The following is a 24,235-nucleotide window of genomic DNA, read 5'->3' as shown; positions in this document are numbered from 1 at the left end:
CTTCAGCGATCGCACTTAGTCGACTCTCAGGACATCAGTAAGGTGACGCACAAAAGCGCTACCGTCAGATTGAGCAGCCCGCAGGGCCGACTGCCCTCTCTCGGCGATCGCGATGAACGATTCCGAATCTTGAGCAAGGCGAGCGAAAATGTCGGACAGATCGTTTAGGTCCCAGTGTAGTGGCACGTAGGTTTCGCCCGCCTGATAGATCGCGGGCCAGGTCTCCAGATGGCTCATGTCGGGCTTGATGAGCGCCGCTCCGCTTTCCATCGCCTCGTAGTCACGGATCGCATACTCACCCCACCCAAACGGCGAGATGACTGCCCGTGCGCGCCGCATCTCCGCTTCATACCCTCGGCGGCTGATGAAATCCGTATCGACAATGCCGACTAGGGCTTGCTGCAGACATTCTCGCTGGTAGACCACGCTTCTCCGATTGTGGCCGGAGGACATTCGGCATGAGGCCATCAAAGGACGGGGCGTACGCGGCGACCGGTAGTACCGCGGCCACCTTAGAAGCAACGGCATTCTGACGAAGCGATACGCCTTGGCCGCCCGATTGGCCCAGCGCTGGTAGGGGAACAAAGCCGGACTCCATGCAACACGAACTTTGTCCAACTTAGAGCTGTCAGTGACCGGCTCGGACCACAGTGGCACGTCGTCCGTCACGGCACATCTGCGATGATAGTAGTCGGTAAAGGCCCTGCCACCGTAGTGCGCTTCACTGTATCGCTCCCTGGGCTTCAGGACGAACGACTTAAGGTAGATGTCGCTCGCTTCCAGGGCCTCGCGATGCAGCAATCCGCTGCTGTCGCCGGTGTCGAAGTAGGCAAGGGCACCAGCGCTCTTCCCTAGTTCGTTCAGATGCTGGCCGACTTTCTCGCGACCGTCCCTCGCACCCAGAAATCGATCGAACACCACGAGAAGATCGGGGTTCGATTGATCGACACGGTTCTCGAAGAGAATATCAATGTCGAGGCCTTGTTCCCGAGCAAGCTGCTTAAACCGAAAAATCGGATATAGGAGCGCCGCCGTATTCTGGTTGGTCAGTCGGTCGGCAAGAATCCTAACTCGGAACATGGCCGATGACACGATTCCACGCCAACATGGCGTCGTCTTCTAGATAGCGTCGAACACTTTCGCGTGCCGCCCGACCAATCGTTTTGCGTTTTTCCTCGTCCGCCATGAGCTGTGCTAGCGCGTCCGCCAAAGAACGATCCTCGTCGACCGGAAAAACTAGGCCCGATCGGTTATGCAAAACCAGACCGTCCGCTCCCAAGATCGCATCCGACACGACCGGCGCAACGCCACTGACCATCGCTTCAAGCAGGGCGTTGGGCGTGCCCTCGTATCGCGAGGCAAGGACAAACACCTCGGCCGCTGCATAATATGCCCACGGATCCTCCACTTCCCCCAGCCAAACGACCCGAGACTCAATCCCGAGGCGCGCGGACAACTGCTTCAGGTCCGCAGCATCTTCTCCCGTTCCCGCAACCAAGAGGCGCCAGTCCGGAAACGACTCGATCACGCGCGCAAAACCCCTTAGCACGCAATCCACTGCCTTTTGGTGGCTGAGACGGCACACCGACAAGATGACAGGAAAGGGAAGGTTTTTCGCAACCACCCCTTCCGGCGCAATAACCGGATTAGGAACATATTCGAGACGGGCCGCAGGGACATAGCGCTTAAGGGACTCAATGGCATCGCGGCTATTAGCAGTTGTGACATCGGCAAACCGGTAGAACAGCCATCTCAAGAAATCCCAGAGCCGGCCCAGAGATTGCCGCTTGGGGTCGTTCCGTTCGCAAATTACGACCCGGCAGTTGAGGCCGAAGGTGGCGAATATTGTCAGAATGTTGGTGGCAGCAAGGAATGAGACCACTACGTCAGGACGGGAGTCGCGGATTGCCTTGCGCAGACGCCGCACACGCCCGACATTACCGACTAGGCTTTCCCACAGCGAATTGGATGGACCGTACCCACCGACATTGAGGCGCGCCGCCTTCACCGGCAACACCATGAAATCGGATTCCGGGCCAGCGAAAGTAATGACGGTAACCGACAGATTCTGCTGCAACCAAAGACGGGCCAAATTGATGAGAACGCGTTGCGCACCGCCGCTCCCTAGATCGCTGATAACTAGTGAGGTCCGCCTCATAAGCCGTCCCTAGCTACCAAATCAGGGCTTGGCCAGAAGAACCGTCCGAATTCCGCCCTCACCGCACACCATGTCGATAAGATCGCTGGGCTTGAGTTTCTCAAAAATGGCTCGCCGCTGAAAGTCGGTGGTAAACAACCCCTCCGTCGCGTACCCCATCTTTACCATCTTTTCGGCGCCATCTTCCGTCGAAGAAGCGACGAAAGGCACGGTGTAGCCTGCGCGGAAAAGACGCTCCAATGGGCCCCGAATATCGTGATCCGGTGTATAAGTCGACCGGTGGGTCTCGAAGAGAATCATCGGAGCCATCTTTCCTGCTTCAACAGCCGGGACGAGCCCGTTGAGGATCTCGACTTCGTGCCCCTCCACATCCATGCGGATAAAATCAGGCGGCCCCATCGATTCGGCCAACATAGGTACCGTAAACGTTTCAACGGAGACTACCTCACCACTGAAAAAACGGCTTGCCGAACCTTCATCGTGGAAACTGTTCAGGTTCGACATATGGGAAAGCCTAAGATCGCGCTTACCCGCGCGGTCAGAGACGGCAGCCTGCCGGACAGTCACGTTCTGATAGCCGTTAGCTTCCACGTTCTGCATCAGCAGTTCCGTGTTAGATGGAGACGGTTCGATCGCGAGGATGTGCCCGTCGCTGCCGATCAGCGACCTTTCCATCAGTACGTAGTAGCCAATATTGGCGCCGATATCGAAAACATTCATCCCCTTCCGGAGCACTCGATTGAGTATCCGACGATGGTCTTCTTCTCTTCGGCCAAACAAGAGAAGCGTTCGAGAAATCCCACGATCGTTGACGTCGAGAAACATCGTCTGACCGTGTACGCGCTTACTGATGAGCCTCTGCCTTGAGAACCGTCTTGTGAGTTCAATCCTAAGCCCCCCCACGAGGGCCGCAATGAGCCCAGTTGGCCCCATGTAGCGCAACACGCGCATCGCATTTACAGCACGGTTAGACACCAATTGCCCTCCATCTCCCTTGGCACTACCAAATACTCATGTCCACCGAGGGTCTCTACCCTGTTTTCGTCCGAGTCGAAAACCTCGTAACCCAACTCGCCCAGAAGATCCTGGACCTCTTCGACCGAGTGCCCAAGTTGGCGCAGATGCCAGGGATGGACACTCAACAGTAGCAATGGCCGATCGCGTTGCAAGACGTTCCGCGCTCCACGTAGCGCCGCAAGTTCGCCTCCTTCGATGTCCATTTTGATCAGATTCGGCTTCAGGCCGCGGTCGAAACAGAATGCGTCGAGGCTGATCATCGGCAACCCGATCTTTCGAGATCCTTTCAGCTTCGGCGTGTCGGCAAGCGAGTTGAGACCGGAATCGCGGCTCGCGACATGAAACTCGACGTCGCGCCTAACCTGATCGCCAAGAAGCGTCTGAACAACTTCAACGTTTGACAACTTATTAAGGCGTACGTGCCGGCGAAGCAGATCAACGTTCCTCGGTGCGGGCTCAAACGCAACAACCGCGCCGTTCTTCCCGGCTGCAATTGCGGCGGGCATCGCAAAAAGCCCAACATGCGCACCAACATCGAGCACAACTGCGCCGGGTCTAATGGAATTAACGCCAATCGAGAAGCCGGAATTCTTGTATGAATCCCAATTTGAGAAATCGCTGAAAAGGAAGCACCCGTCCATGACAAATGGACCGAAGGGGCCAACCTTCTTCGAAACGCCAAATTTGACTCCTGGTACGCTCAACACGGCCCTAAACGCAAAACGCAACAATGTTCGCACGAACGGCGGCATACTGCTCCTCATCGGTTCGCCAAATCCATGCAAGATTCGTAGACGTTGATGATTGCTTCAGCGTGTGCTTCAGCACTGAATTTCGTCGCAACGACCGCACTGGCTCGCTTTGCTATGAGCGATGCACGATTCGGATCGGATAAGAGCTGAGTCACTGCCTGGGCCATCGCACCGGCATCGTCCGCAGGAACGAGGACCCCAACATTGGGATCGATCACAATCTCCGGATGACCGCCCGATCGCGCTGCAACGACAGGTGCTTGCGCATGCATCGCTTCGACCAGGGTCCGCCCAAACCCTTCACAAACTTGAGGCGCGAGGAACAAGTCGGCCCCCGCCATCCAGTGATCAACCGGATACCGAAACCCCCCGAAGAAAACGATGTCCGATACCTTTAAGTCTTCGGCCAAGAGTTCGAGTTTAGATTGCATTCCCTTTTTATCTTCGCCCAATAGCACAAATATGATGGGAAAGTTGCTCACTTCGCGCACCTTCTGGGCTACCCTGATGAAGATGTCCGGTCGCTTTTGCGGCTGCAAATTGGCGACAAAGAGGATGATCCGCGTCGCGGGACCAACCCCAAGCTCCCGGCAAAGTGCCGCACGGGCCGCCGGCCGGTCCAAGATCGACGCCGGTACCGGGATGGGGTTAAACACAACAACCGCGCGATCCCGCCGATCGGAAGGAAGTGTTGATTTGCAATACTCCGAGACACACACGATACGTGCCGCCCACCTCGAAACAAGATGGGCGAGCCGCGATTGGGGAAAGAACGTCCGTTGATGCCAAATCTGCCTGCTTCCAGCAAGCCTTGCGGGCAGCGCCCATGACAGATTTGTCCTGAGGTCATTGGTGTGCACGATGGCGACCTTCCACCGCCTGAGGAACCGTGCAATCCGAACGACCGCCCGAATGTGTCTCAAAAGATTAGACGGACGATAGCCCCCCTCACCCAGCAAAGCTGGGACGGGCAAGAACTCGAACGAGAGGCTTCGCGATCGCAAGAGGTCAGCCACAGGACCATCCCGATGAAGGACGAGAAGCGGAGAGAAACGCCCATGGGCCCGAATCTGTTCGGCCAAGGCCAGAGCCGAAAGCTGGCTTCCCCCGATTCGATCCCCGACTATCGGGAGCAAGGCTCGGAACTCCCCCTCTTTCATCCGAAAGCCTTCACGCTGGCGTCCTGTTCACGAAGGCGTCGGCCTGAGCGAGGCGCACAGCTAATCGTCCCCAACCCGATCCTGAAAAGCGATTCTTCCAAATCTCGCTCGAAACCGTGGCCGGCAAGCCTGCCACGGAAGGTTCGCGCATTGATGCGGCTAGCAGCTGATCTAAAGGGAAAACGAACCCCTTCTTTCCATTTGCCGCACCTGACTTAGGGAGATACCGAGCAACGAGACGTCGGCCAATAGACTTTTGTCCAAATGCAAGGAATGATCGGGGGTCGTAATTGGCCAGTAGCTCGAATAGGCCCCGCGACAAAAACGGTGTTCGTAATTCGACACCAACGTGCATTGAGCCAAGATCGAGCGAATCAAGCTGGCTGCCCGGAAGAACGCAGTCGCGCTCGATGCGCGGCACCTCGAACTCAAGCGGCGTTCCCGTCTCTGCAAATGCGTACTTCGCCCAGAGTTTCATCGAAGGGATTTGCTTCAAAGCTCGATAGGCTGGCTGGTTCTTGACGGCGATGTAACGTTCCCCATCCGGCACGGCAACCAGATCAAGAAATAGGCGAATCCGACTGCTGAAAGGTGCCAGCGGCGACATAATACGCGACGCTAGTCTGACCGGCTCTGGAAGCGCCATTATTCGACGATGTCTCCAAAAGAACTGCTGCTTCAGGTAGCCGTAGAACGCCTCATCGCCACCACTTCCTACCAGGCCGACGACATAGCCATTTTCCCGTGCAACTTCAGCAAGTTGCAGGGACGCCAATATGCTCATGTTGTCGTTGGGCTGGCCAAATAAATCCAACAATGAATTCCAGCCAACGTCTTGAGGTTGAGCGACTCCGTCCACAATCCGGTGCTCGACACCGACGTCACGGGCCATTGCTGCCGCCTCGACGCTTTCGTCGACCGCAGTATCCTTAAATCGGATCGTAAGCATCTCGATATCGGCGCCAAGATCACGCCCGATGATCCCAGCCACAAGGGATGAGTCCACACCGCTTGATCCGAAAAGACACAACGGCACATCGGAGACGAGTCGCCGGCTCACGCTGAGAACCAACGCCTCCTGTATCCTATCGAGAGCCTTTTCCGAAAGCTGTTGAACAGGCCCCCTGCCTGGTTCACCGGAAGGTGTAGTCCAGTATTTCACAGTCTTGGAGATCTTGCCGTCCTGCACGATAAGGTAGGTGCCGGGCATTACCCTCTTGATACCGCGGTAAGCAGTCTCCGGCGCCGGTACGAACCCTAATGCCATGAAAGCAGCCAACCGACTTTCGTCGAGCGCTTGCGCGCTTCCAAGGAGCTCCGCCAGAACCTTGATCTCGGAGGCCGCGTAGACACCATCTTCGGTCTCGCTGTAATAGAGTGGCTTCTCGCCAAATAGGTCGGCGGCAAGGATTCCGGTAGCGCCATCCCAGAGCGCAAACGCAAACATCCCATCAAGGCGGTCCAACACGGCTGGCCCCCAGTGCAGCCACCCCTGGAGGAGAACCTCCGTATCGCTACTTGTACCAAGACAGACCCCCGCAGCGGCTAGGTCCGCTCCAAGTTCCGCATAGTTGTAGATTTCTCCGTTGTAGCAAATCGTGGTCTTACCGCGCGTCATCGGCTGCTTCGCGCGTTCCGACAGGTCGATAATCCGAAGCCGCCTGTGCCCGAGATAGACGCCATCGCCGATATCGAAGAACTCGCCCTGGCCGTCGGGTCCGCGATGTGCCAACAACTCGTTCCCCTGTCGGCCTAGGGCAATGTCGTCCTCCCTTAAAGGCCGGGACAGGAACATCCCAAAAACGCCACACATACTTCTAGCGCAGGTAACTGATAAGAAACGATATGGCAAAGAATACGCGTATCATTAGGATACTCTGTCCCCGTAGGTCGACGAGTTCGCCCGGTTCTCCACTTTCATGACAGTACCGTTGCCAATGCGATAAACTTGATCGGCTATGTCCGCGACCGCGACTTGGTGGGAAATAGCGAGCACGGTCAGGCGCCCGGACAAGTCGCGCAGGGTCTCGCAGAACAACGCTTCAGAAACCGGATCAAGAGCTGTGGTTGGCTCGTCCAGAATGAGCAACCGCGGCTTGCGAGCCAACGCGCGAGCCAGGGCAATGCGTTGCCGTTGCCCACCCGAAAGCTGTGCACCGCGTTCTCCGACGGTCGAATCAAGCCCCCTTTCAAGTGCCGATACAAACTCGTAGGCACCCGCGTCCTTTAGTGCCTGGACAGCAGTATCTTGATCGATTTTGGGGTCGCCAAGCGTCACGTTCGTCAAGATTGTATCGTTGAACAGGGCGGTTTCCTGTGGGACATAGCCAATCATCTTCCGCCACTTGCGGATATCCATCTCAAGCAGCGAACGACCGTCGATCAGCACCTCGCCGCTCGTCGGGATCAGCAGCTGGATGACGATATCGACGATCGTGGTCTTGCCAGATCCAGACGGTCCAATGAGTGTCGTGAGTTTTCCGGCAGGGACCGTGAGAGACACATCCTCAACAACGGCCTTTTGCCCATATTTGAATGCGACATTGCGAAGTTCAAGTTTTTCATCGAGCGACGGCGTGCCGCCGCCATGCAGCCGTTCCTGCTGGTTTCCAGCCTCTCGAATTCGTTCGAGTGTTTCGTGGACGAACGACTGGTTGGACACCAACGACTGATAGCGCCCCTGCATGCCGGTCAAACGCGAGCCCGTGCGATAGAACACGAGAACCAAGAGTAGAATCGTACTGATGTCGAAGGAGAAAACGCCAACTGCAGCGAAGATGCCGCCACACAGGGTCATGACCATTAAGGGTTCTTGCAGGGTCGTAAGCGCGGCGCGGCTTACGACCGCTTGCCGCATTGACCGATCAAGCTTCCCGATTTCCGATAGCAAAAGAGGTTCGACACTGTCTTCAGCACCCATTGCCTTGATGGGCTTTACGCCACCTAACTGATCGACTAAGCGCGAAGCCAACCGCTTATACGATTTTTGTTCCGCTTCGCCGGCCCGCCGCGACATAACAACCAACCAGGACATGCTTGTCAAAATCACAGCGCTTCCTGCAATTGCAACGATGCTGGCGACCCAAGATACCCAGAAGGCAATGGAAAAATAGACGGTGATCTGAACCACTTGGGCAATTAACTGGAAGCTCAGCGCATAGGTTGATGCTCCTCGCGCCGTGTCGATGGTTATGACGTTTGAAAGTGAGCCGACCGGGATGGTCAGATGATATTCCCATCGGACGCGAAGAAATCTCTTGACGATCTCCGCGCGCTGATCGGTTGCAAATGTCGTCGAACCGTAGCCCATCGCGAGATTCGCAGCCATCATCAGGAGGCCTTTGACCACGAAAACGATAGCGATGATCGAGAGTATTACACCGAGGGATGCATCGAGACCCGTGGCCGTTATCGTTTCGAAAATGGTCGAAGTCAGAACATTGTCCGACTCGCCAAATCCAGACACTTGAAGCAGGGGCAAGAAGGCCGCAATCCCTACACCCTCTGCGATGCCGGCGACGAGCAACAACACGACCAAAAGCGCGGACCTACGTGGCGTGGTCGCCACCAGGCTAAGGATGAGACCAAGGCCCTTTGTCCTGCGAAGCTCAATCACACCGACCCCTTGAGAGTGAGACAACGCCCGGCCAGCTCATACATCCCCTTCTTCCTTTTCCATTAGGAACCAGGTGATATCGTCTTGCGCGAACTGATCGCCGTGATAAACGAAACCGTAGTCGACGAGCTGGAGGTCAGGATAGGTTTTCAGCAGGTCACCTGCGAAATCCCTCTTGAACAAACGGTGTTGATGGCCCCTGTAGGTTACCTCGACCGGCGAGGGGTTGTAGTACTCGGCGACAAGCAAGTAGCGGCGTGTGTTTTCATAGAGCGCTGCGTATGCCTCGGATAGATGGTTGGGGTCGATATGGATCAGCACGGTCTTGGTGAACACCAGATCGGCCATCTCAGCCGCACGATAGCCAAGCAGAGAGCGCCGCTCGCTCGCCACATATGGTAAGTCACGAAGAACTGCCTCGGCTTTTTCGTTGATTTCAATCCCTCGGAGCGACGCCTGGGGAAGCAACGCGTGGAGAGCCCGTAAATTCATGCCAACATTCGCACCCAGCTCAAGAACGCTTTCGACGCCGATGCAACGCCGCAGAATAGTCGAGAACAAAGCGAGGTTGACCGCAAGCAAGCGACTACCTTGGTTCCTGTCTATGTAGTTGTCGCCGAAACTTCCAGCCCAGAAAGCTTCGTGTTCGGTCTTATGTCGCATTGAGAGCCTTTTGTATGATGTGTGCGTTGATGATGGGCCACTCCGGGTTCATCTCAATGGCCCGAAGACAGTCCTCAAGTGTGAACCCCGGACCGTCGCCGCCAACGGCTCCAAGAATTCTGGAGACGAGGTCAAAATCCTCGGCGGTGTCCACCGTCCAGCGATGCTGGCTCAGGTCCACGTGACAAGGGACATTCTTGACTCGGAAACGTTCCGGCTGACGCCACACGAACAGGGTCACGTGCTCCCTGTCGTCTGGGCGATCCGCCTCGCGATCCGCAAGCGCAAGTAAGTCTTTCGACAGCACTTCCGTGTCCAACCCGCGAGGATAGGTCTGAACAGCGCGATTTGATGCGTAGTCGACACTAGGTTCTGCGTCCAGGAAGGCCCTTATAGTCTGATCGATCACGCAAGGATCGATCAGCGGGCAATCTGAGGTCACTCGCACAACGATGTCGGCATCAAATTCATTGGCCGCCGCGAGATAGCGACTCAACACATTATGCTCATCGCCGCGAAAGCAACCAACGCCGAGTTGCCTCGCCGCTTCGCAAATGACATCGTCGCTTGCGTTCTCGGTCGTTGCAACTACGACGTCGTCGACCAGTTCCGCACGGCGAACGCGCTCAACGTGCCACTCGAGGATCGACCTGCCAAGGATCGGCAGCATCACCTTGCCCGGCAGACGGGTGGATGTCATGCGCGCCTGTGTGATCGCAACTACTTTCACTGACGCCACCCGCCAAGGTCCGCCCTAATTACGCGGAAGAGGGCACGGAAGATAAGCCAATTCGCGCGAAGAGCGTTGCCCATTCGAGGCTGATCCGCGCGGATTTCGACCGCGATGGGAAAAGAGGTCCACCGCGCGCCGTGGGCGATGCTGGAAAGGGCAAGTTCTGTTCCGATCGAGTCGATCATGTCGAAATATCCGCGCGCGTCAAAGAGGTCCATCCGATATGCCTTTAGACCGCACAGTATGTCTGGAATCCCGTACCGCTGGCGCGCATAGGCCGAAAAGACTCTCTCGGAAATGCGTGCTTGCGACGGACGCGCGCCGATCACGAGCGCAACATCATCGCGCCCCATCAAGTCAAGAATGGAACGCAAGTCCTCGGCACGATGCTGTCCATCTGCGTCAAAAGTGACACAAACGTCCGCACTCAGATCCCGGGCCGTCCGGAAGCCTGAGTTCAAGGCGCCAGAATATCCCTTGTTCGTTTCATGGCGCACGACGTGCGCACCGACGCTCTCAGCGACATCCGCTGTCGCGTCGCTGGAGGCATCGTCGACGACGATGACGTGCCCCAAAGACTTCACTCCTACAACTACCTGACCAATCGAGCCGGCTTCATTAAACGCAGGAATAACGATTGCAACCGTCAAGCGAGGTCGTTCCAGCGCACGTAGTCACCGGCCGGAATGCTACGGCGGAGCCTGCGCCCCACCACTTCGTTCATTTTGTAAGGCGAAATGGCGTCTGGCGGGCATGGACGAAGCGGAGCGAGATCATCGCCGGTTAGTACACTTCCCTCAGCGATGTCTTTCTTCACACGAAGTGAACGCCGCTGTACTACTACCGTTTCACGCTCGTTCTCCATTACTCGTTTCTCCGACGGTCCAAGCGCGAGTTCCAGCTCTCGGGTCCGGTCAACCATTTCGCGCCAAGCCTTCGGATCCATAGCAAAGGCGTGATCTGGTCCGTCGCGACCCGTGCTGTCAGTGAAATGCTTCTCGATGGCCCGCGCACCGAGCGCCACCGAACCGAGCACGGTTGCGTGTCCCGGAGTATGGTCCGACAACCCAAGGACGACATCCGGGAACTCGGTCGCGTAAGTCTTGAGAACATTGAGAGCTATGTGACGAAAGTTCTCCAACGAGCCGGTATAGTTAGTATTGCACTGCATAAGGACAATGTCGTCGGTTTGCGTCTTGGCGACTTCAACAGCCGCTCGGACCTCGTTCATGTCGGACGCTCCGGTTGCAATGAGGAGCGGCTTCCCTTCCGAAGCGAGGGCTAATATGTTCTCGTGCCAAGTAATATCCCCTGATCCGAGTTTCCAGGCACAAACGAACTCCGATAACTGCGCGAGCAGATCGAGGTCATAGGGAGTCGTGAAATAGTCGATGCCGGATTTGTCGCAGGCCTCGCGAAGCTGCGGCGTCCATCCCAGCGGTAGGGAAGCCTCTTCGTAGACGTCGATCACGCTTTTCTTCCACTTCGACTGATGGCCCTGCTGCGTTCCCAGCGACCGGAAGCCGAAATCGGACACGATGGTCGAAGCTCGGAAATTCTGAAACTTCGCCGCCTGCGCTCCCGCGTCGGCGCAGAGATGGATGAGATCGATCGCTCGACCGAGATCTCCGTCATGATTAGCCGCGATATCGGCGATAAAGTAAACGGGCTGATCTACGCCAATTCGGTGACGGCCGATCTCGATATCTTTCGAGTGCTTCGTCATAGCTTTGCAATCTCCTCCTCCAGGGACGGCATCGGCCGCCCGAGAATCGCTTCGATCCTTGAAACGTCCATCCGCAGATCCTTTGGCCGCGGGGCTCGATCCGGAATGTCCGATGCCCGCGCATCTCGGGCGCTCGTGAAGGGCAAACCGAGATGCGACGCCACCAAATAGGCAAAGTCCCGCTTTGATCGCCCGTTCCGGCATCCGAGGTTGTAGGTGCCGCGAACTTCGGCAATCGCCATGTGGCAAACGGCGGCAGCTAGCGTTTCCATGTGTAGGGGCGAGAAGAAGGAATCGGTAAATAGGCCTATTTCTTTGTTTTCAGCCAGATTCTTGACGACCCAGTCACTAAGGCTGGACCGCCCTGGTGTTCGGGACGGTCCAAAAAGGTTGCAACGAAGCACAACTGTATTCTTGTGCCTGCACGCTGCCCGTTCTCCCCTCAACTTGCTGCGGCCGTACTCGTTTACCGGAAGCTCGGCGATACCCTCGCGTTTGAGGCCCGGCTCGTCCGCGTATACTTGATCGGTCGAAAGGAAGACCAATCGAGTTTCCTCAGGCATTGCTTCTGCAAGATTCGCGGCGGGCAAGACATTCGCTCGCTCCGCACCTTCGGGGTCTTGCTCACACCTTTCGATATCCGTCCAGGCCGCAGCATGGATAACCACGTCGGGACGCATTTCGTCAAGGTGGCGGGTGACCAAGCTGGCGTCGGCCAAGTCGACCACTACGTCAGTATCCCGTCGCGCCACCCCGGCAACTTCGCCTAGTGCCCCTGCGGCTTCCATAAGGTATGGACCAAGCAAGCCGGATGCCCCAGTGACAATCAGCCTCACGTCAGCTCACGCAGCAGGAGAAATCCCCAGACCTGCGAGGAGACCGACCAGTACTTCATCGGAAAGCCATTCCGAGTTCTTGTCGCTCACGTAGCTGAAATCCTCTCGCACTAGCCGTTCGGCAGGATGATAGGCGGCCCTATCTTGGGGCTGCTCCGGCGTTATTACATAACGATCGGGTAGCTCGTAGGTATTGCGCGCATCGTCTGATGTAATCATCGATTCATGTAACTTCTCGCCCGGACGGATGCCAACAACATGTGTATTCATTCGCGGAGCCATAACTCGCGCTAGGTCAACAATCTTCATCGACGGGATCTTCGGAACGAATATCTCTCCACCTTGCATTAGGGGGAGACATGACAGAACGAAGGCAACGCCCTCCTCAAGCGTGATCCAGAAACGGGTCATGCGCGGATCGGTTATCGGCAAGCTCTCGGAGCCTCGGGAAATCTGATCTCGAAAAAAGGGTACGACGCTTCCTCGAGAGCCCAGCACATTTCCATAGCGAACCACACTGAACTTCGGCTCAACCTTGGAGCCGACGAGCCAATGTGCCGCGGTGAATATCTTGTCGGACGCAAGCTTCGAAGCGCCATAGAGGTTGATTGGACTCGCCGCCTTGTCGGTGGACAAGGCGATCACACGCTTCACGCCCGCACGAATCGATGCCTTCACCACGTTCTCCGCACCATGAACGTTGGTCCGAATGCACTCGAACGGATTGTATTCCGCCGCGGGCACTTGTTTCAGCGCAGCCGCGTGGATAACGATATCGACATCCCGGAACGCCATCTCCAGCCGATCCACATCACGCACATCTCCCAGAAAGAAACGCATCGTGGGCAATTGGGAATCCGATTCCGTTTGCATTTCGAATTGCTTGAGTTCGTCGCGAGAAAAAACAATGACACGCTGAGGGGAAAACTTCTCAAGAAGGATCTTGACGAACGCGCGTCCAAACGAGCCTGTTCCTCCAGTGACCAGAACAGTCTTTTTCTCCAAAAGGTCAGTCGCAACCCTACTCTCGAATCTATTTATCATACCTATCGTCTTTTCCTACTAGCCGTTGGCATAATCAGCATCCAACCCATCAAGCTTGGCTCATGTATTTCACAAAGTAGTCGTCGCAAACCAGATCTGGAGCCCGCACGAGCCCGTCAATCAACGCGCCCTCGTTAACCGAGATAAAATTTCGATCATCAAGTGTCGCTGGCACCATTGCACATCGGCGCGCAAGATCAGCATAGACCTCCGGAACCCAGTCTCGTCCCGCAAGATCAAGCATGACAATGGGCCGATCGGAGGTGAGAGCTATTCCGAGCGCAGAGGTCAATGGGTAGGTAAAGACTACCGTTTCGGCAGACAATAAAGTTGCCTCAAAAGACATATCCTTTTCGACCTCAACATCGTCGGAGAAAAGCGGCGCAACCAAGCTAGCGGTATCCGGATGCGCCTTGTAAACGACCTGATATCCACATCGCTTCAATGTATCTACGACCTTTAGCTCCAGCGGAATTTGAAGCGCGAAGAAATCTCCGTATCCATATGACAATCGGGGTGCTGGCGTATTCATCGGATAACCAACCATTACTACCCTCCCCTTTGCCTTGTTGGACGAATACCCCAGAAACACCTGTCTCATTTCTTCGTAGACGCGGCTCTTTACCGACTGGAACTTGGTGTTCTTGTTTGCCGAAAAGGAGAATCTCGCAGCCAACTGCCGAAAAGCCTCAGCCATTCCACTGGTCGCACATGCTACTGACTGACCAAGCGTGAATTCGCTATGGGCCAATGTTCGTGCAAAAGTAGTCCCGGGATTATGGCCATGTTGGAAGACAATAACTTCTGCGCCTTCTGTGCGGGCGACCGAAGCCGCGGCTCGCGAAAGTGCGTTTCCCGGACTTCCAACCAGTAGCGTTTCTGGAAATTTGGCCTGCGCACTCAAAGCGACTATGCACCCGCCAAAATACGAAGTCCGTTCCAGCCAAAGGTCGAGCAGATGCTTCAATGGGACATTCACACCTAAGGTCTCGCTCCAGACTTTCGCACTTTCGGAGAGAACTGCTCCAACAACATCTCGTGGGCCTTGAGGGATATCGACGGAGGCGAATCCACCGTCGAAAAGGCTGCCGGGCGATATCACGACGCAGGAGGTTTTTTCGTTCCGAAGGTAATCGCGCTTCAGTCGCCCGACCTCACCGAGCGACCAAATCCCATCCTTTCCACCAAATGCGCGAACACGGCGCCAAGAGCCCTGATGGCTATTTGCGAGCCACTGGCGTCTAGCTTGCTTGAGAGGCTCCAGGACAGAAGATCGCGAGTCCCTCAAGCCAAGTCGGTACGAAGGAGTGGGGAGGGGAGCGTAGTATGAGGTAGCTTCGTCTGCCCCTATCGTTTCGCACCGATTGCGGACAACTTGGGCATGCACGAATTGCTTCATCCACTCAAAAAATTTTGAGTCGGTTTGATGAGCAGATCGCCACACACCATCAAGTGATGAATAGATTGTCTCGTATGCACCATCAATGGAGTCGACAATCAGCCTGAACTCCTGCTCCGACACGGGCCATTGCCCAGTTTCCGCCCAGGCTCTTGGCCCGTACTCCTTAAGGCTGCGAAGCGAAACGGGTACGGCCCGACTCACGCGGCGTCCTATGTCGACCTATAGGAAAGGGAGCGAGCAACTATCTCAGGCGGCTGCACGAGACGATCGCCAATTCGAAACACGTCTTTGGGGCTAATATCTTGGCCCTGGCTATCAGTAATCGAGCCAAATGCGACAATACCGCCCCGCACATGGACGTACAAAGTACGTTGATCTCGATTAGAAATTAGACCATCCACAAATGGATGCCCCTTCAGAAAACCTTCTGCCATGGCGGCTTCTCTGATTCGATAGACCTCTCCACGATAATGGAGCGCCGCTCCCGGGTAAGGAGCGCTGAACGCTCTAACGAAGCGCACGGTTTCTGCCGGCGACCAAGAAAACTGAAGAACACCATTCATCGGCGTTAGTAACGCGGGAAAATAGACACCCTTTGCTTCTTCTTGCGGCCTCAGCGTTACAAACTTGTGACTCGCTAACATACCAGCAAACTCTGGGAACACGATCTGGTTCGCTATTTGGTAAGCGACATCAAGGTACTCGATGGGCGTCTCAACCTCTCGGCCAACATCCCGCGTGTACTGAATTAGCAAGGGGCCCGCGTCAAGTTTTCCGGTAAGTTGATGAATTGAGACGCCGACGCGGCTTGTGCCACACATAACGGCCCAACTCGCCGTCGCAGCCCCCCGAAGAACGGGCAACTCGGACGGATGGTAGTTAAAGATTCGGCCTCCAACGGAATCACGAATCGAAGCGCCAACAAACGCGGGCCACCCAGCCACCACTATTATTGTCGGCATTAGCTCGGCGACCGCCACTTTGAGTTCGTCCTTCTCGCCCGGATTGACACTCTTCGTCATAACAGGGTGCGAGCAGAGCGGCGTACCAACCGTCGATGACCACGAGCTATCCAGTTCGAAATTTGTGATTATGCTCAGATCTACGGATGAACGCAGAAGGTGCTTGCAAAGGAGTCGCGCGGCGTCACCCGCACCTACCAAGCAAACCTTGCGTTCGGTGGGCAAATCAAGCTGCACTTCCCCCCCTACCATCGCATCAAGCTTCGATTAGGAATCGAGGCGCACTCTGAAATATGGAATGAGCTCGGCGCCGAAGCTAAGCTTAAAGTATCCCCGTTTTGGACTATTCACCCCTTCTAAGTCTACCGTTCGAATGTGACGCGCCCACAGATCATGGAGCGCATCCCAGATCACCTTGGTCCCGCCGGCTCCATTGCGATCAGAGCGGCTGGTCGCACCAAAGAGGTAGGTGGCCTCATCTCGAAAAATCGCGAAAATCGCGCAAGCGAGCAGGTCTCCAGCCTCTGATCGGCTACTATACATTCGGAGCGCACCGGCCTTGACCAAACTTGCCAACAAATTCCTCAAAGTGGACACGTCGACTTCTGACTCATCGATTCCTTGTCGTGTAAAAGTATCTATGTAGAGCACAAGGAAAAGTTCGAGGTCCAGATCTTCCTTGGTGACGACATTGTCACGAATGGCGTAACGGAGTTCCTGTCTTCGGGACTTGTTAGCCCTCAAATAGAGTGGGCTTTTTTCAAGTTCACTTCCGGACTGGGCGCCTCCAAATTCAGGAAGCTCAATCATCGCCGTGTAGCGAAGCGAGATTTCAAATCCCCCCTGTTGACCGTAGTTGTGCCACAGCACAGGACGCAGATCACCAAATCTCGGGTGCAACGCGAGTTCAATGGACGAGAACCGAACGGACAACTCCTGAACAAGCGCACTTGATATTCTAAATTCTTCCGAGACGTTCTGCGCCATATTTCGAGCTGGCGGGTGAGGCAAGAAAATGATCCCGCCGTAAACCAACCAAGGCGGAAGGCTCGCCTTCCTACCCTTGTCTTCGCTCGCTGCAACGACACACGCCTTTTTCTCTGTGCCCTTGAGGCAATAGATGAGCGACACGTCATCGGCCAGCGGCGCAAGAAACGCGGAGGTCGCAAAAATAGAACCTTGCGGAGACAAAGTTACTGCTGCATCCCACTCTTCGCCCAAAGTGGCATCCGCAAGGGAGTACCCGGATAAATCAAGGTACCCATCCTGATAGAACCGATTAGGGTCTGAGCTCATCTCTATTTCTTGTCGTGCGGGAACCCCGTGTGTCAATTAGTCCCGCGTTCTTCAACGCGGCAGCTGCCGCTACAACATCGGCCATTGGTTGTTGGAGGCGGTCGGCGATCGCCAACAAATCGTTTCTACCGTCTGCATAGGCGAGCACGTTCAGGGTCAGGCGCGCCTCATCACTGGCCTTTCTCCCCCCTGTCGTGGGGTAGAGGCCGTAACGAGAAAGCTGCGGCTCTCCCAACGTCGTTGCGACGTACAACTCGTTCGCTTCGATATATTCCACACACTGCCTAGCAAGGTGATAGCCGCCGGAAAGTCCAGCCGGCGTGACAAACGAAAGATCGTCCAGCGACGTATGGTATTCCAGATATTCGCCATACTTCGTGCGCATCAGCGAGCAAACCGGCAGGTCGATACCCGGAAATCCGTATTGCCGTTCGTCACTGCCTCGCTCAAGGTAGCTGTAGGTCTTCGGCTGGTCTGTATGATGGCGCAAGACATGCCTGGCAACCCGGTCGGCTAGTGTGCCCTCTGCTCGAGAAGACAGATAGGAGTAATCGCCCTCGTCGCCGATGCAGGTTAGGACAAAGCCTGCCACCATGCGCGCTTTCAGCGCGTCTAGGTTTCGACTCAGATAGACTAGCGTTCCAATCGTCTCGGGTACGAAGACAAACCGGTAAGAAAATTTGCGTTTCTCGGTCGCAAGCCAGCGCGCCAGGTAGGTGGCGACGGCCGGCCCTGAGAGCTCGTTATTGGCCATCGAAGGATGACATACATAGGTCGAGATGAGTACCTCTTCGGGCCTCTCGCCGGGTAGGTAGAACTCCCCATACGAAAGAGACCCTGGCTTGAGCGAGCTGTCTATGAAGGCTCGGTAATCGCCCTCCGGCAGTCCGCGGCGAATCCGATCCGGCATGCAAAACCCCCAACTCCGCTTGTAGTACGACGTGACATAGGGGACAGCGTCAGGGAGTTGCGGAAGAGAGTGCAGATGCGGCTGGAGTTCGGCAAGCGGTATGATCGCGTCAATAGGCTCGGAATAACTCACGACGGACAGATTGGAGTCTTCGAAATCGACGACTCGCGTACCATCGGGGCTCTCCAACCACGCCGACCGGATTGTCCATTCCTCCGGAACGGTCCAGTCGAATGCCTTGGATCCGCTTGGCACTTCGTGGATGTCGAGTTCGGGCAGCAACGCCCTTATGGCTGAGAGGGTCTGCCGAACACCGCTTCCGGTCAAAGACCGGCAGTATGGGAACAGTGTGGAGACAAACCCGTACAAGGCCTCGCCGATATCTTCTCGGCATGCCCACTGCGCACCGCTTTTCGCTTTGTCAGACATGAGCGTATGGGCCCTAGAGATCGATAGCTCGGCCGGAATTCATCGAGTCGCGCGCCGCAAGGCAAACCTCGGTTGCCGCGATCCCATCTTCGATGGCGATCCGGACATTGCCCCTTCCCTGAATCGCGTCAAGAAAATTCCTGATCTCTGCTTCGAACATCGCATTGCGGGCAAAGCCCGGAAACTCGTGAATCCGTTTCAACCCGCCAGCCGCCTCTTCGACAATGACCAAATTGTCGTAGTAATCCCAATGAATCACTCCCGACTCACCAACGAGGTGGAGGAAACGACGCGGTGGCTTCTGCAAAAAATCCAAACCGACCGTCACCGGTATCGTTCGACCTTCAACGTCACAAGACATCGTGATGACGGCGGTATCTTCGACGCCATCGAGCTCCAGGTTGGAAAGATGGCCACCGACGCAGTACACTCTGTTCGGTCGACCGACCAGCCACATGGCAATGTCGATCTCATGACTGAGGCATAAAATCACCCCGCCGCCCTGATCCTGTCGCGCAGCATGGCTCTCCCGGTAGTCCTCATATGGGTGCATGCCTGGAAGCCACTCCCCGAAGTGGAACTCTGCCGAAACAAGACGTCCGATCGCACCGTTCTCCAACTCATCCTTTATGATCTGGATCGCGGGATGAAAGCGAAGTTGATACCCGACCATTCCGACAAGCGAACGCTCCGCCAGAGCCTGGCGAAGCTCGATCAAGTTTTTTCGGCTATGGCCAAGCGGCTTCTCGACAAAGACATGCGCGCCGGCACGAGCGGCCGCAAGTGCCGTCTCGACGTGCATCGAGATAGGATTAGTCACGAACACGGCATCGGGGCGATCCGCCAGCGCCAACGCGAGGTCATCAAAACGGGTTAGACCGTATAACTTCTCGGGGGAAACGCCCTTATCTGCCGTCAGTCGGTCCGAAATCACTAGGTCGAGACCCCGGGCACGAAAGCAGGAAAGCTGGAGACCCTTCCCACCGACCTGACGCAGCAATCGGGCATGACGTTGTCCGATCGAGCCAAGACCGCAGATTAGTATCTTCATGAGGGGTATCGGGTCCCGGCATCCGTCGGGTTCCTAGGTGCACTTGTCGGTGCTGCACTCCCTGTAAGGCGAGATTCAGCTGCCTCCAGTTGATCCGCGTAGTCGATGTCGATCGTAGGCTCGTCAATAATGAACGCGAGGACGCTGTCTCCTGTCGTCGAGCCCTTGTTGAGTACAACGTCGGGACGAACGATGTCTACGTACCCGTCTTGCCAGTAGGCGACGGGCAGCAACTGACGGGGCATGTTGTAATGTTCGCGGATGCCATCCAATTCCCTCCCCGCGGTAGTCATGAAACCATTCTCGTCAAGGGTCCACATCTTCCAAGGCGTCTGATCAGCCAACCGCACGGAGCGAAGAGAATCCGCAGACGGGCAGCTACCGAACGTCTCGATGGCTCTAGAAATGGTCGCGATACTTCGCATCGGGTGAGATGGACGAAGGTTAACGACGATATCAGGAAGGTAGCCCTCACTATCCCGAAGCCATTCCAGGGCATGGCGATGGAATTCGACATCCAACGAATAGTCTCCCGCGAGATCGGTCGGCCTGAGGAATGGAACCTCCGCGCCGAACGCCCTTGCCACTTCAGCAATCTCTTCGTCGTCGGTTGTGACCAGAACCCGCGTTATCGCGGGACAGTCAAGGCCGTGTTGGATCGAATGAGCGATCAGGGGCCTACCCGCAAGCGGAAGCAGATTCTTCCGTGGAATCGACTTCGAGCCTCCCCTCGCAGGTACAAGCGCGAGTACGTCGGTCACTGAATGGAGCCCAGCATTAGGTCAAACGAACAATCAGCCGACCCTGCGCAACTTATCGCGGATGGGAATCTCACTTTCGTAGACTCGCTTGACCCCATCGCCTTTTACGGTAGGCCACATGCGGATATATTTGACAAGTTGATCCATGCCGTGTGGTTCGATGCTTGCGGCCTGATCGCTTCCGAACATCGCCCGATTCAACGTTATATGACGCTCAACCGTGCACGCAGCATAGGCGGCAACCGCCATCACGGACGGCATAACACCTACTTCATGACCGCTATAGCCGATCGGCACGTTGTGCCGTTCCCGTAGGGCGGCGATGACCGAGAGATTGAGTTCCTTGTCGTCGCTCGGATACGTGGAAGTGCAGTGAAAGATCACGACAGGCGCTTCCTTGAGGACATCCATGGCGTGATCGATTTCCTCCGATGAACTCATTCCGGTCGATACCAGAATGGGACGACCGGTTTCCTTTAGCTTCTTCAGCAGCACATCGTCAGTGAGCATCGCCGACGCGACCTTGTAACAAGGTGGGTCGTATTTCTCGAGGAAATCAATGCTCCCAACATCCCATGGAGAAGCGAACCACTGGATTTGCTTCTCGCGGCAATACTGGTCGATTTCGGCATACTCCTTGTCGCCGAATTCGAGCGCCCGCTTTAGGTCTCCATTCGTAGTCCCAAACGGGGACTCGCGAGGCTTAGCGAGCTCATCTGCTGTGTAAACGACCTCCACCGTGCGCTTCTGGAACTTCACTGCATCAAAACCGGCCTCTACAGCCTTGTCGATCAGGCGCTTGGCCAGGTCGATGTCACCGTTGTGATTTATCCCAATCTCTGCGATCAAATAGACGGGCTGGCCGTCGCCGACCAGCCTGTCTCCGATCTGTACAACTTCAGTCATTCACCGTTTCTCCATGTTTTCACCAAGCTGCAGCGCTCCGTCCCGCCCCAACTCCATCTCTTGCGAAGTAGATAATCGTCGATTCTCGCTTTCGCCAACGCTTTCAGACAGGCCTCTGTGGCACGTCCTTCAATCGACCAAATACGCGTCTCAAAAAGTTGGCGACCTGCGCGACAGCGCGTGACGTTCTACCTGTTCGTCCAAAGCTTCGAGAAGCTGTCCCTCGAGTTCCAATGGTGGTTCCAGGTAGCCAAGAAATAAGGACTTCTTTCCTGCCTTAGATATCTCGCTCGTATTCGTTAACGCCACAGTTGCCGCATACCGGATGGTCCTTGAAGTCAGATGTCAGCTGAGCGCGCCTCAATGAGCGCATGGTTTCGCTGGTCTTCCAGTAATCGGTCAGCGAGATATCGTCGACATTCCCCATGTTGATGAAACCCTCCATTGTGTCAAAGCAGCAAAGGGTAATCTGACCGTCCCACAATATCTGCACCTCGTTCCAGGGAATCTGACACGGAGTTGTCCGGATCATCTTCGGATTGGCACCGCGCAGACCCAGCCAATTATGCATTCCGGTGAAGCGAACCGTCCCAACGATTGGCTCCCATTTCTCGCGCATTTCACGCATAAAGGCCTCGTCCTTCTTGTATAAGGTAACCTTCAGTTCCGCGCGGCACTGATAGTCTCCGGCCTTTCTAATCTCGAAGAAGCGGCTGATGTTCTCGACAACTTGCTCATAGCCATCAACGCGGTTGTAGCGCAGGAAGAGCTTCGGGTCGTTTGTGTCCAAACTGATTTTCAAGCTTGTTAGCCCTGCCTCTAAGAGCGACCGCCCCGCCTCGGGCGTCAACCCCAGCGCATTCGTTGCTGCATGGACACCAGCCAAGTTTGGAACGTCGCGCGCCAGTGCAATAAAATCGAAAACTTCTGGATGAAGAATGGCTTCACCGCCACCGCTAAGCCCCATGCTCGCCACTTGGTCCCGTCCAAGACGAATGTCTTCCAGAATCTTAACAAAACGGTCCCTAGACATGTAGCCGCGCCCTCGGCCAGCTTCATAGGTCGGACATTTGGCGCACATTAGGTTGCAGTTGTTTGTCAGTTCAGCATTTACAACGTCAGGCAATGAACGACTGTCAACACGCTTAAGAGCAGCCTCCAAACCCTGTGCGCTCGGTGTACTTGGGTGAACCATTACATTCATTTGGTCTCTCTCTTTCTCGCTGGACGCTATCCGGTTTTTCTTTGGGAAATGTTGTTGTCGATAATCAGTTGCCGCCGCTCTACAACGATCGCTTCCAGTCTAGAGATGTACCTCTCAAGCACCCCTCCAGAAGCGCTGGAAACATGGCTCTCGAAAGCCGCCTTACTTAAGGCATATCTCGTTTCGTCAATGACCGGGTTTTCGAGGCACCTGACAATTTCGCGACGCAGAGCGTCCTCACTTCGAGGTACTAGAAACATGTCCAATGAGTCGCTGAAGTGCAAATAGTCCTTGTATTCCTCCCGGGAGGCCTCCTCGAATACCGGCATTATCGTCGGCTTACCTGCGATACTCGCCTCAAGAAGGGTCGTTGAGCCAAAACCGATCACGACATCCGAGTCCAGAATCAGCGAGTGAGGCTCAAGCGCCTCCGAAACAGTCAGATTGGGTTGTGAATCCAACGAAATGCCGTCTTTTTCGAGGACCTTTTGTATTTCATCAATCCACTGCCCACCCCACTTCGGTTTGATAACAAAGTCGACGCTGGGAAGCTCCGTGGCCAACCGCGCAATCACGCGATGCACTTGCTCGAAAAAACACGTAAGGCCAACACTCGGATCCTTTGGCCAATTGACCTTCGAGAGTCCCCATAGCCCCGCCATTCGATGAAACGAAAAAAGAACCACACGTTTTCGCTGGCCTGAGCGCTGAATGCCGCGCTCGATTTTTTTTAAGTACCCATCCATTCGCAGCGCCCCCGCTGCAACGATGCGATCGGGGGCGATCAGTCCTCCGCGAACAAATGCACCGCGGCTCACCTCGTTGTGGGTGATGATATAGCTACCCTGGAATTTTCCGATGCGCCGGGCGTTGTGTTCCAACCGTTTTACATGCCCAGGTGCCGTGGCAAGATTTTCAGCTTGAAGGACGATGTATGCTCGACCGTTTGCTTCTGCCGCAATACCCCAGTCCAAATCCTGGACGTACCAGACCGCAGCACTAACGACCCCATCGATGTTCAACCGGTCAAAAAGTTCAGCGACAAGCTTGGTCAGGAAGCGCCTGTATCGTGCCCGGCATCCTTCAAGTTCACTGCCTAAATCAGAAAAAAAATCCCAGCTAGACTCAAGCGAACTAATCGATCCCAGTGGCCAGAACCAAGATATCATGTGCTGCTGCCAGCGCTCAGGCAACTCCAGTACGCGGACCACACCAGAAGAGGGGAGAACATCAATGTCGCCGCGAAATCTCCTTGGGGAAAGCGCAAGCAGCGTAACGCGGGGCGGCTGGGCATGTTTCCAGGAACCTGACTCGCGGACGATTGCCTTCGACAGAATGACGGCAACGGCCTTGTGGGCCCCCGCTTTGACCATTAGGGACAACACTCCGAAAGCCAGCCGTGTAAACATGACCTTCGGCACACTTCCACTAGACATGATCACTCCGAGCAGATAACGGCAGCAACCGACTCATCCAAATTGCGTGCAATTGCTTTCAGGCCCGCTACCCCAAGAATTCCACGACAAGAAGTTTTGGCGGCCCGACTAATCATCCAAGATGCTCGAATGACGAACCCCTAGGCAGCTCTAAATCAATTATCTGCAAAGAC

22 protein-coding genes are annotated in these 24,235 nt (G+C 55.6%); 1 reads left to right on the top strand and 21 read right to left on the bottom strand.

The genetic code is table 11. From position 1 onward, the window contains the following. Window positions 1–15: 15 nt before the first annotated feature. From RID42_07530 to RID42_07480, 11 genes are all read right to left on the bottom strand, one after another. On the bottom strand, window positions 16–1,080 hold the full coding sequence (locus RID42_07530) for a hypothetical protein (protein MEQ8247519.1): 1,065 nt from the start codon (window positions 1,078–1,080) through the stop codon (window positions 16–18). Then, complete coding sequence (locus tag RID42_07525) at window positions 1,067–2,158, bottom strand: glycosyltransferase (GenBank protein ID MEQ8247518.1); 1,092 nt, start codon at window positions 2,156–2,158, stop codon at window positions 1,067–1,069. Before RID42_07525 ends, RID42_07530 begins: the two co-directional genes overlap by 14 nt. Window positions 2,159–2,179: 21 nt before the next feature. Further along, window positions 2,180–2,983, bottom strand: coding sequence for an FkbM family methyltransferase (locus tag RID42_07520; GenBank protein MEQ8247517.1), 804 nt, complete (start codon window positions 2,981–2,983; stop codon window positions 2,180–2,182). Window positions 2,984–3,114: 131 nt separating this feature from the next. Further along, on the bottom strand, window positions 3,115–3,927 hold the full coding sequence (locus RID42_07515; GenBank protein MEQ8247516.1) for an FkbM family methyltransferase: 813 nt from the start codon (window positions 3,925–3,927) through the stop codon (window positions 3,115–3,117). 8 nt (window positions 3,928–3,935) lie between these two features. Further along, complete coding sequence (locus RID42_07510; GenBank protein MEQ8247515.1) at window positions 3,936–5,087, bottom strand: glycosyltransferase family 4 protein; 1,152 nt, start codon at window positions 5,085–5,087, stop codon at window positions 3,936–3,938. A 10-nt stretch (window positions 5,088–5,097) separates the two neighbouring features. Beyond that, complete coding sequence (gene asnB, locus RID42_07505; GenBank protein MEQ8247514.1) at window positions 5,098–6,900, bottom strand: asparagine synthase (glutamine-hydrolyzing); 1,803 nt, start codon at window positions 6,898–6,900, stop codon at window positions 5,098–5,100. 54 nt (window positions 6,901–6,954) lie between these two features. Continuing rightward, a complete protein-coding gene (locus tag RID42_07500) occupies window positions 6,955–8,703 on the bottom strand; it encodes an ABC transporter ATP-binding protein (protein MEQ8247513.1) in 1,749 nt (582 codons plus the stop codon). A 36-nt stretch (window positions 8,704–8,739) separates the two neighbouring features. Continuing rightward, window positions 8,740–9,366 (bottom strand): pseudaminic acid biosynthesis-associated methylase, encoded by a 627-nt coding sequence (locus tag RID42_07495; GenBank protein MEQ8247512.1) that lies wholly within the window; start codon window positions 9,364–9,366, stop codon window positions 8,740–8,742. Further along, window positions 9,356–10,096 carry a glycosyltransferase family protein gene (locus RID42_07490; protein ID MEQ8247511.1) on the bottom strand — a complete coding sequence of 247 codons (741 nt, stop codon included), beginning with the start codon at window positions 10,094–10,096 and terminating at the stop codon, window positions 9,356–9,358. Before RID42_07490 ends, RID42_07495 begins: the two co-directional genes overlap by 11 nt. Beyond that, window positions 10,093–10,749, bottom strand: a complete 657-nt coding sequence (locus tag RID42_07485; GenBank protein ID MEQ8247510.1) for a glycosyltransferase family 2 protein — start codon at window positions 10,747–10,749, stop codon at window positions 10,093–10,095. Before RID42_07485 ends, RID42_07490 begins: the two co-directional genes overlap by 4 nt. Then, the gene (locus RID42_07480) at window positions 10,746–11,825 is read right to left on the bottom strand and encodes an N-acetylneuraminate synthase family protein (protein MEQ8247509.1); all 1,080 of its coding nucleotides are present in this window, start codon (window positions 11,823–11,825) and stop codon (window positions 10,746–10,748) included. The genes RID42_07485 and RID42_07480 overlap by 4 nt, the downstream gene beginning before the upstream one ends. A 416-nt stretch (window positions 11,826–12,241) precedes the next feature. Between RID42_07480 and RID42_07475 the strand changes: the two genes are divergently transcribed. Next, entirely contained in the window at window positions 12,242–12,595 is a 354-nt protein-coding gene (locus RID42_07475; protein ID MEQ8247508.1) for a hypothetical protein, read from the top strand. Window positions 12,596–12,667: 72 nt separating this feature from the next. Here the strand turns inward: RID42_07475 and pseB are convergent, their stop codons facing one another. The 10 genes from pseB to RID42_07425 all read right to left on the bottom strand — a co-directional run bounded on the left by pseB (window position 12,668) and on the right by RID42_07425 (window position 24,062). Beyond that, window positions 12,668–13,666, bottom strand: coding sequence for a UDP-N-acetylglucosamine 4,6-dehydratase (inverting) (gene pseB / locus RID42_07470; protein ID MEQ8247507.1), 999 nt, complete (start codon window positions 13,664–13,666; stop codon window positions 12,668–12,670). Window positions 13,667–13,754: 88 nt separating this feature from the next. Next, a complete protein-coding gene (locus RID42_07465; GenBank protein MEQ8247506.1) occupies window positions 13,755–15,308 on the bottom strand; it encodes a hypothetical protein in 1,554 nt (517 codons plus the stop codon). Window positions 15,309–15,316: 8 nt separating this feature from the next. After that, the gene (locus tag RID42_07460) at window positions 15,317–16,306 is read right to left on the bottom strand and encodes a formyltransferase family protein (GenBank protein ID MEQ8247505.1); all 990 of its coding nucleotides are present in this window, start codon (window positions 16,304–16,306) and stop codon (window positions 15,317–15,319) included. 30 nt (window positions 16,307–16,336) lie between these two features. Beyond that, window positions 16,337–17,365 carry a GNAT family N-acetyltransferase gene (locus RID42_07455; GenBank protein MEQ8247504.1) on the bottom strand — a complete coding sequence of 343 codons (1,029 nt, stop codon included), beginning with the start codon at window positions 17,363–17,365 and terminating at the stop codon, window positions 16,337–16,339. Next, window positions 17,349–18,704: a DUF4910 domain-containing protein gene (locus tag RID42_07450; GenBank protein ID MEQ8247503.1), complete on the bottom strand. Its 1,356-nt coding sequence runs from the start codon at window positions 18,702–18,704 to the stop codon at window positions 17,349–17,351. The genes RID42_07455 and RID42_07450 overlap by 17 nt, the downstream gene beginning before the upstream one ends. 13 nt (window positions 18,705–18,717) lie before the next feature. Further along, window positions 18,718–19,755, bottom strand: coding sequence for a Gfo/Idh/MocA family oxidoreductase (locus RID42_07445; GenBank protein MEQ8247502.1), 1,038 nt, complete (start codon window positions 19,753–19,755; stop codon window positions 18,718–18,720). Then, window positions 19,752–20,048, bottom strand: a complete 297-nt coding sequence (locus RID42_07440) for a hypothetical protein (protein MEQ8247501.1) — start codon at window positions 20,046–20,048, stop codon at window positions 19,752–19,754. The genes RID42_07445 and RID42_07440 overlap by 4 nt, the downstream gene beginning before the upstream one ends. Before the next feature lie 501 nt (window positions 20,049–20,549). Next, on the bottom strand, window positions 20,550–21,422 hold the full coding sequence (locus RID42_07435) for an N-acetylneuraminate synthase family protein (protein MEQ8247500.1): 873 nt from the start codon (window positions 21,420–21,422) through the stop codon (window positions 20,550–20,552). A 277-nt stretch (window positions 21,423–21,699) separates the two neighbouring features. Next, complete coding sequence (locus RID42_07430; protein ID MEQ8247499.1) at window positions 21,700–22,626, bottom strand: radical SAM protein; 927 nt, start codon at window positions 22,624–22,626, stop codon at window positions 21,700–21,702. Window positions 22,627–22,652: 26 nt separating this feature from the next. After that, a complete protein-coding gene (locus tag RID42_07425) occupies window positions 22,653–24,062 on the bottom strand; it encodes a hypothetical protein (GenBank protein ID MEQ8247498.1) in 1,410 nt (469 codons plus the stop codon). Between the last annotated feature and the right edge of the window lie 173 nt (window positions 24,063–24,235).

This window comes from Alphaproteobacteria bacterium (assembly GCA_040216735.1).
Lineage (GTDB): Bacteria > Pseudomonadota > Alphaproteobacteria > SHVP01 > SHVP01 > CALJDF01.
Note: the sequence above shows the minus strand (reverse complement) of the source record. Positions and strands in the feature narration are given on the sequence as shown.

Bases quoted from the DNA above. Each gene is read 5' to 3' on its own strand.
- RID42_07455 (MEQ8247504.1), bottom strand. From the start codon at position 17,365: ATGAGCTCAGACCCTAATCGGTTCTATCAGGATGGGTACCTTGATTTA.
- RID42_07450 (MEQ8247503.1), bottom strand. From the start codon at position 18,704: ATGTCTGACAAAGCGAAAAGCGGTGCGCAGTGGGCATGCCGAGAAGAT.
- RID42_07425 (MEQ8247498.1), bottom strand. From the start codon at position 24,062: ATGTCTAGTGGAAGTGTGCCGAAGGTCATGTTTACACGGCTGGCTTTC.
- RID42_07430 (MEQ8247499.1), bottom strand. From the start codon at position 22,626: ATGAATGTAATGGTTCACCCAAGTACACCGAGCGCACAGGGTTTGGAG.
- asnB (MEQ8247514.1), bottom strand. From the start codon at position 6,900: ATGTGTGGCGTTTTTGGGATGTTCCTGTCCCGGCCTTTAAGGGAGGAC.
- RID42_07510 (MEQ8247515.1), bottom strand. From the start codon at position 5,087: ATGAAAGAGGGGGAGTTCCGAGCCTTGCTCCCGATAGTCGGGGATCGA.
- RID42_07525 (MEQ8247518.1), bottom strand. From the start codon at position 2,158: ATGAGGCGGACCTCACTAGTTATCAGCGATCTAGGGAGCGGCGGTGCG.
- RID42_07520 (MEQ8247517.1), bottom strand. From the start codon at position 2,983: ATGTTTCTCGACGTCAACGATCGTGGGATTTCTCGAACGCTTCTCTTG.
- RID42_07530 (MEQ8247519.1), bottom strand. From the start codon at position 1,080: ATGTTCCGAGTTAGGATTCTTGCCGACCGACTGACCAACCAGAATACG.
- RID42_07480 (MEQ8247509.1), bottom strand. From the start codon at position 11,825: ATGACGAAGCACTCGAAAGATATCGAGATCGGCCGTCACCGAATTGGC.
- RID42_07495 (MEQ8247512.1), bottom strand. From the start codon at position 9,366: ATGCGACATAAGACCGAACACGAAGCTTTCTGGGCTGGAAGTTTCGGC.
- RID42_07435 (MEQ8247500.1), bottom strand. From the start codon at position 21,422: ATGACTGAAGTTGTACAGATCGGAGACAGGCTGGTCGGCGACGGCCAG.
- RID42_07440 (MEQ8247501.1), bottom strand. From the start codon at position 20,048: ATGACTACCGCGGGGAGGGAATTGGATGGCATCCGCGAACATTACAAC.
- RID42_07515 (MEQ8247516.1), bottom strand. From the start codon at position 3,927: ATGCCGCCGTTCGTGCGAACATTGTTGCGTTTTGCGTTTAGGGCCGTG.
- RID42_07445 (MEQ8247502.1), bottom strand. From the start codon at position 19,755: ATGAAGATACTAATCTGCGGTCTTGGCTCGATCGGACAACGTCATGCC.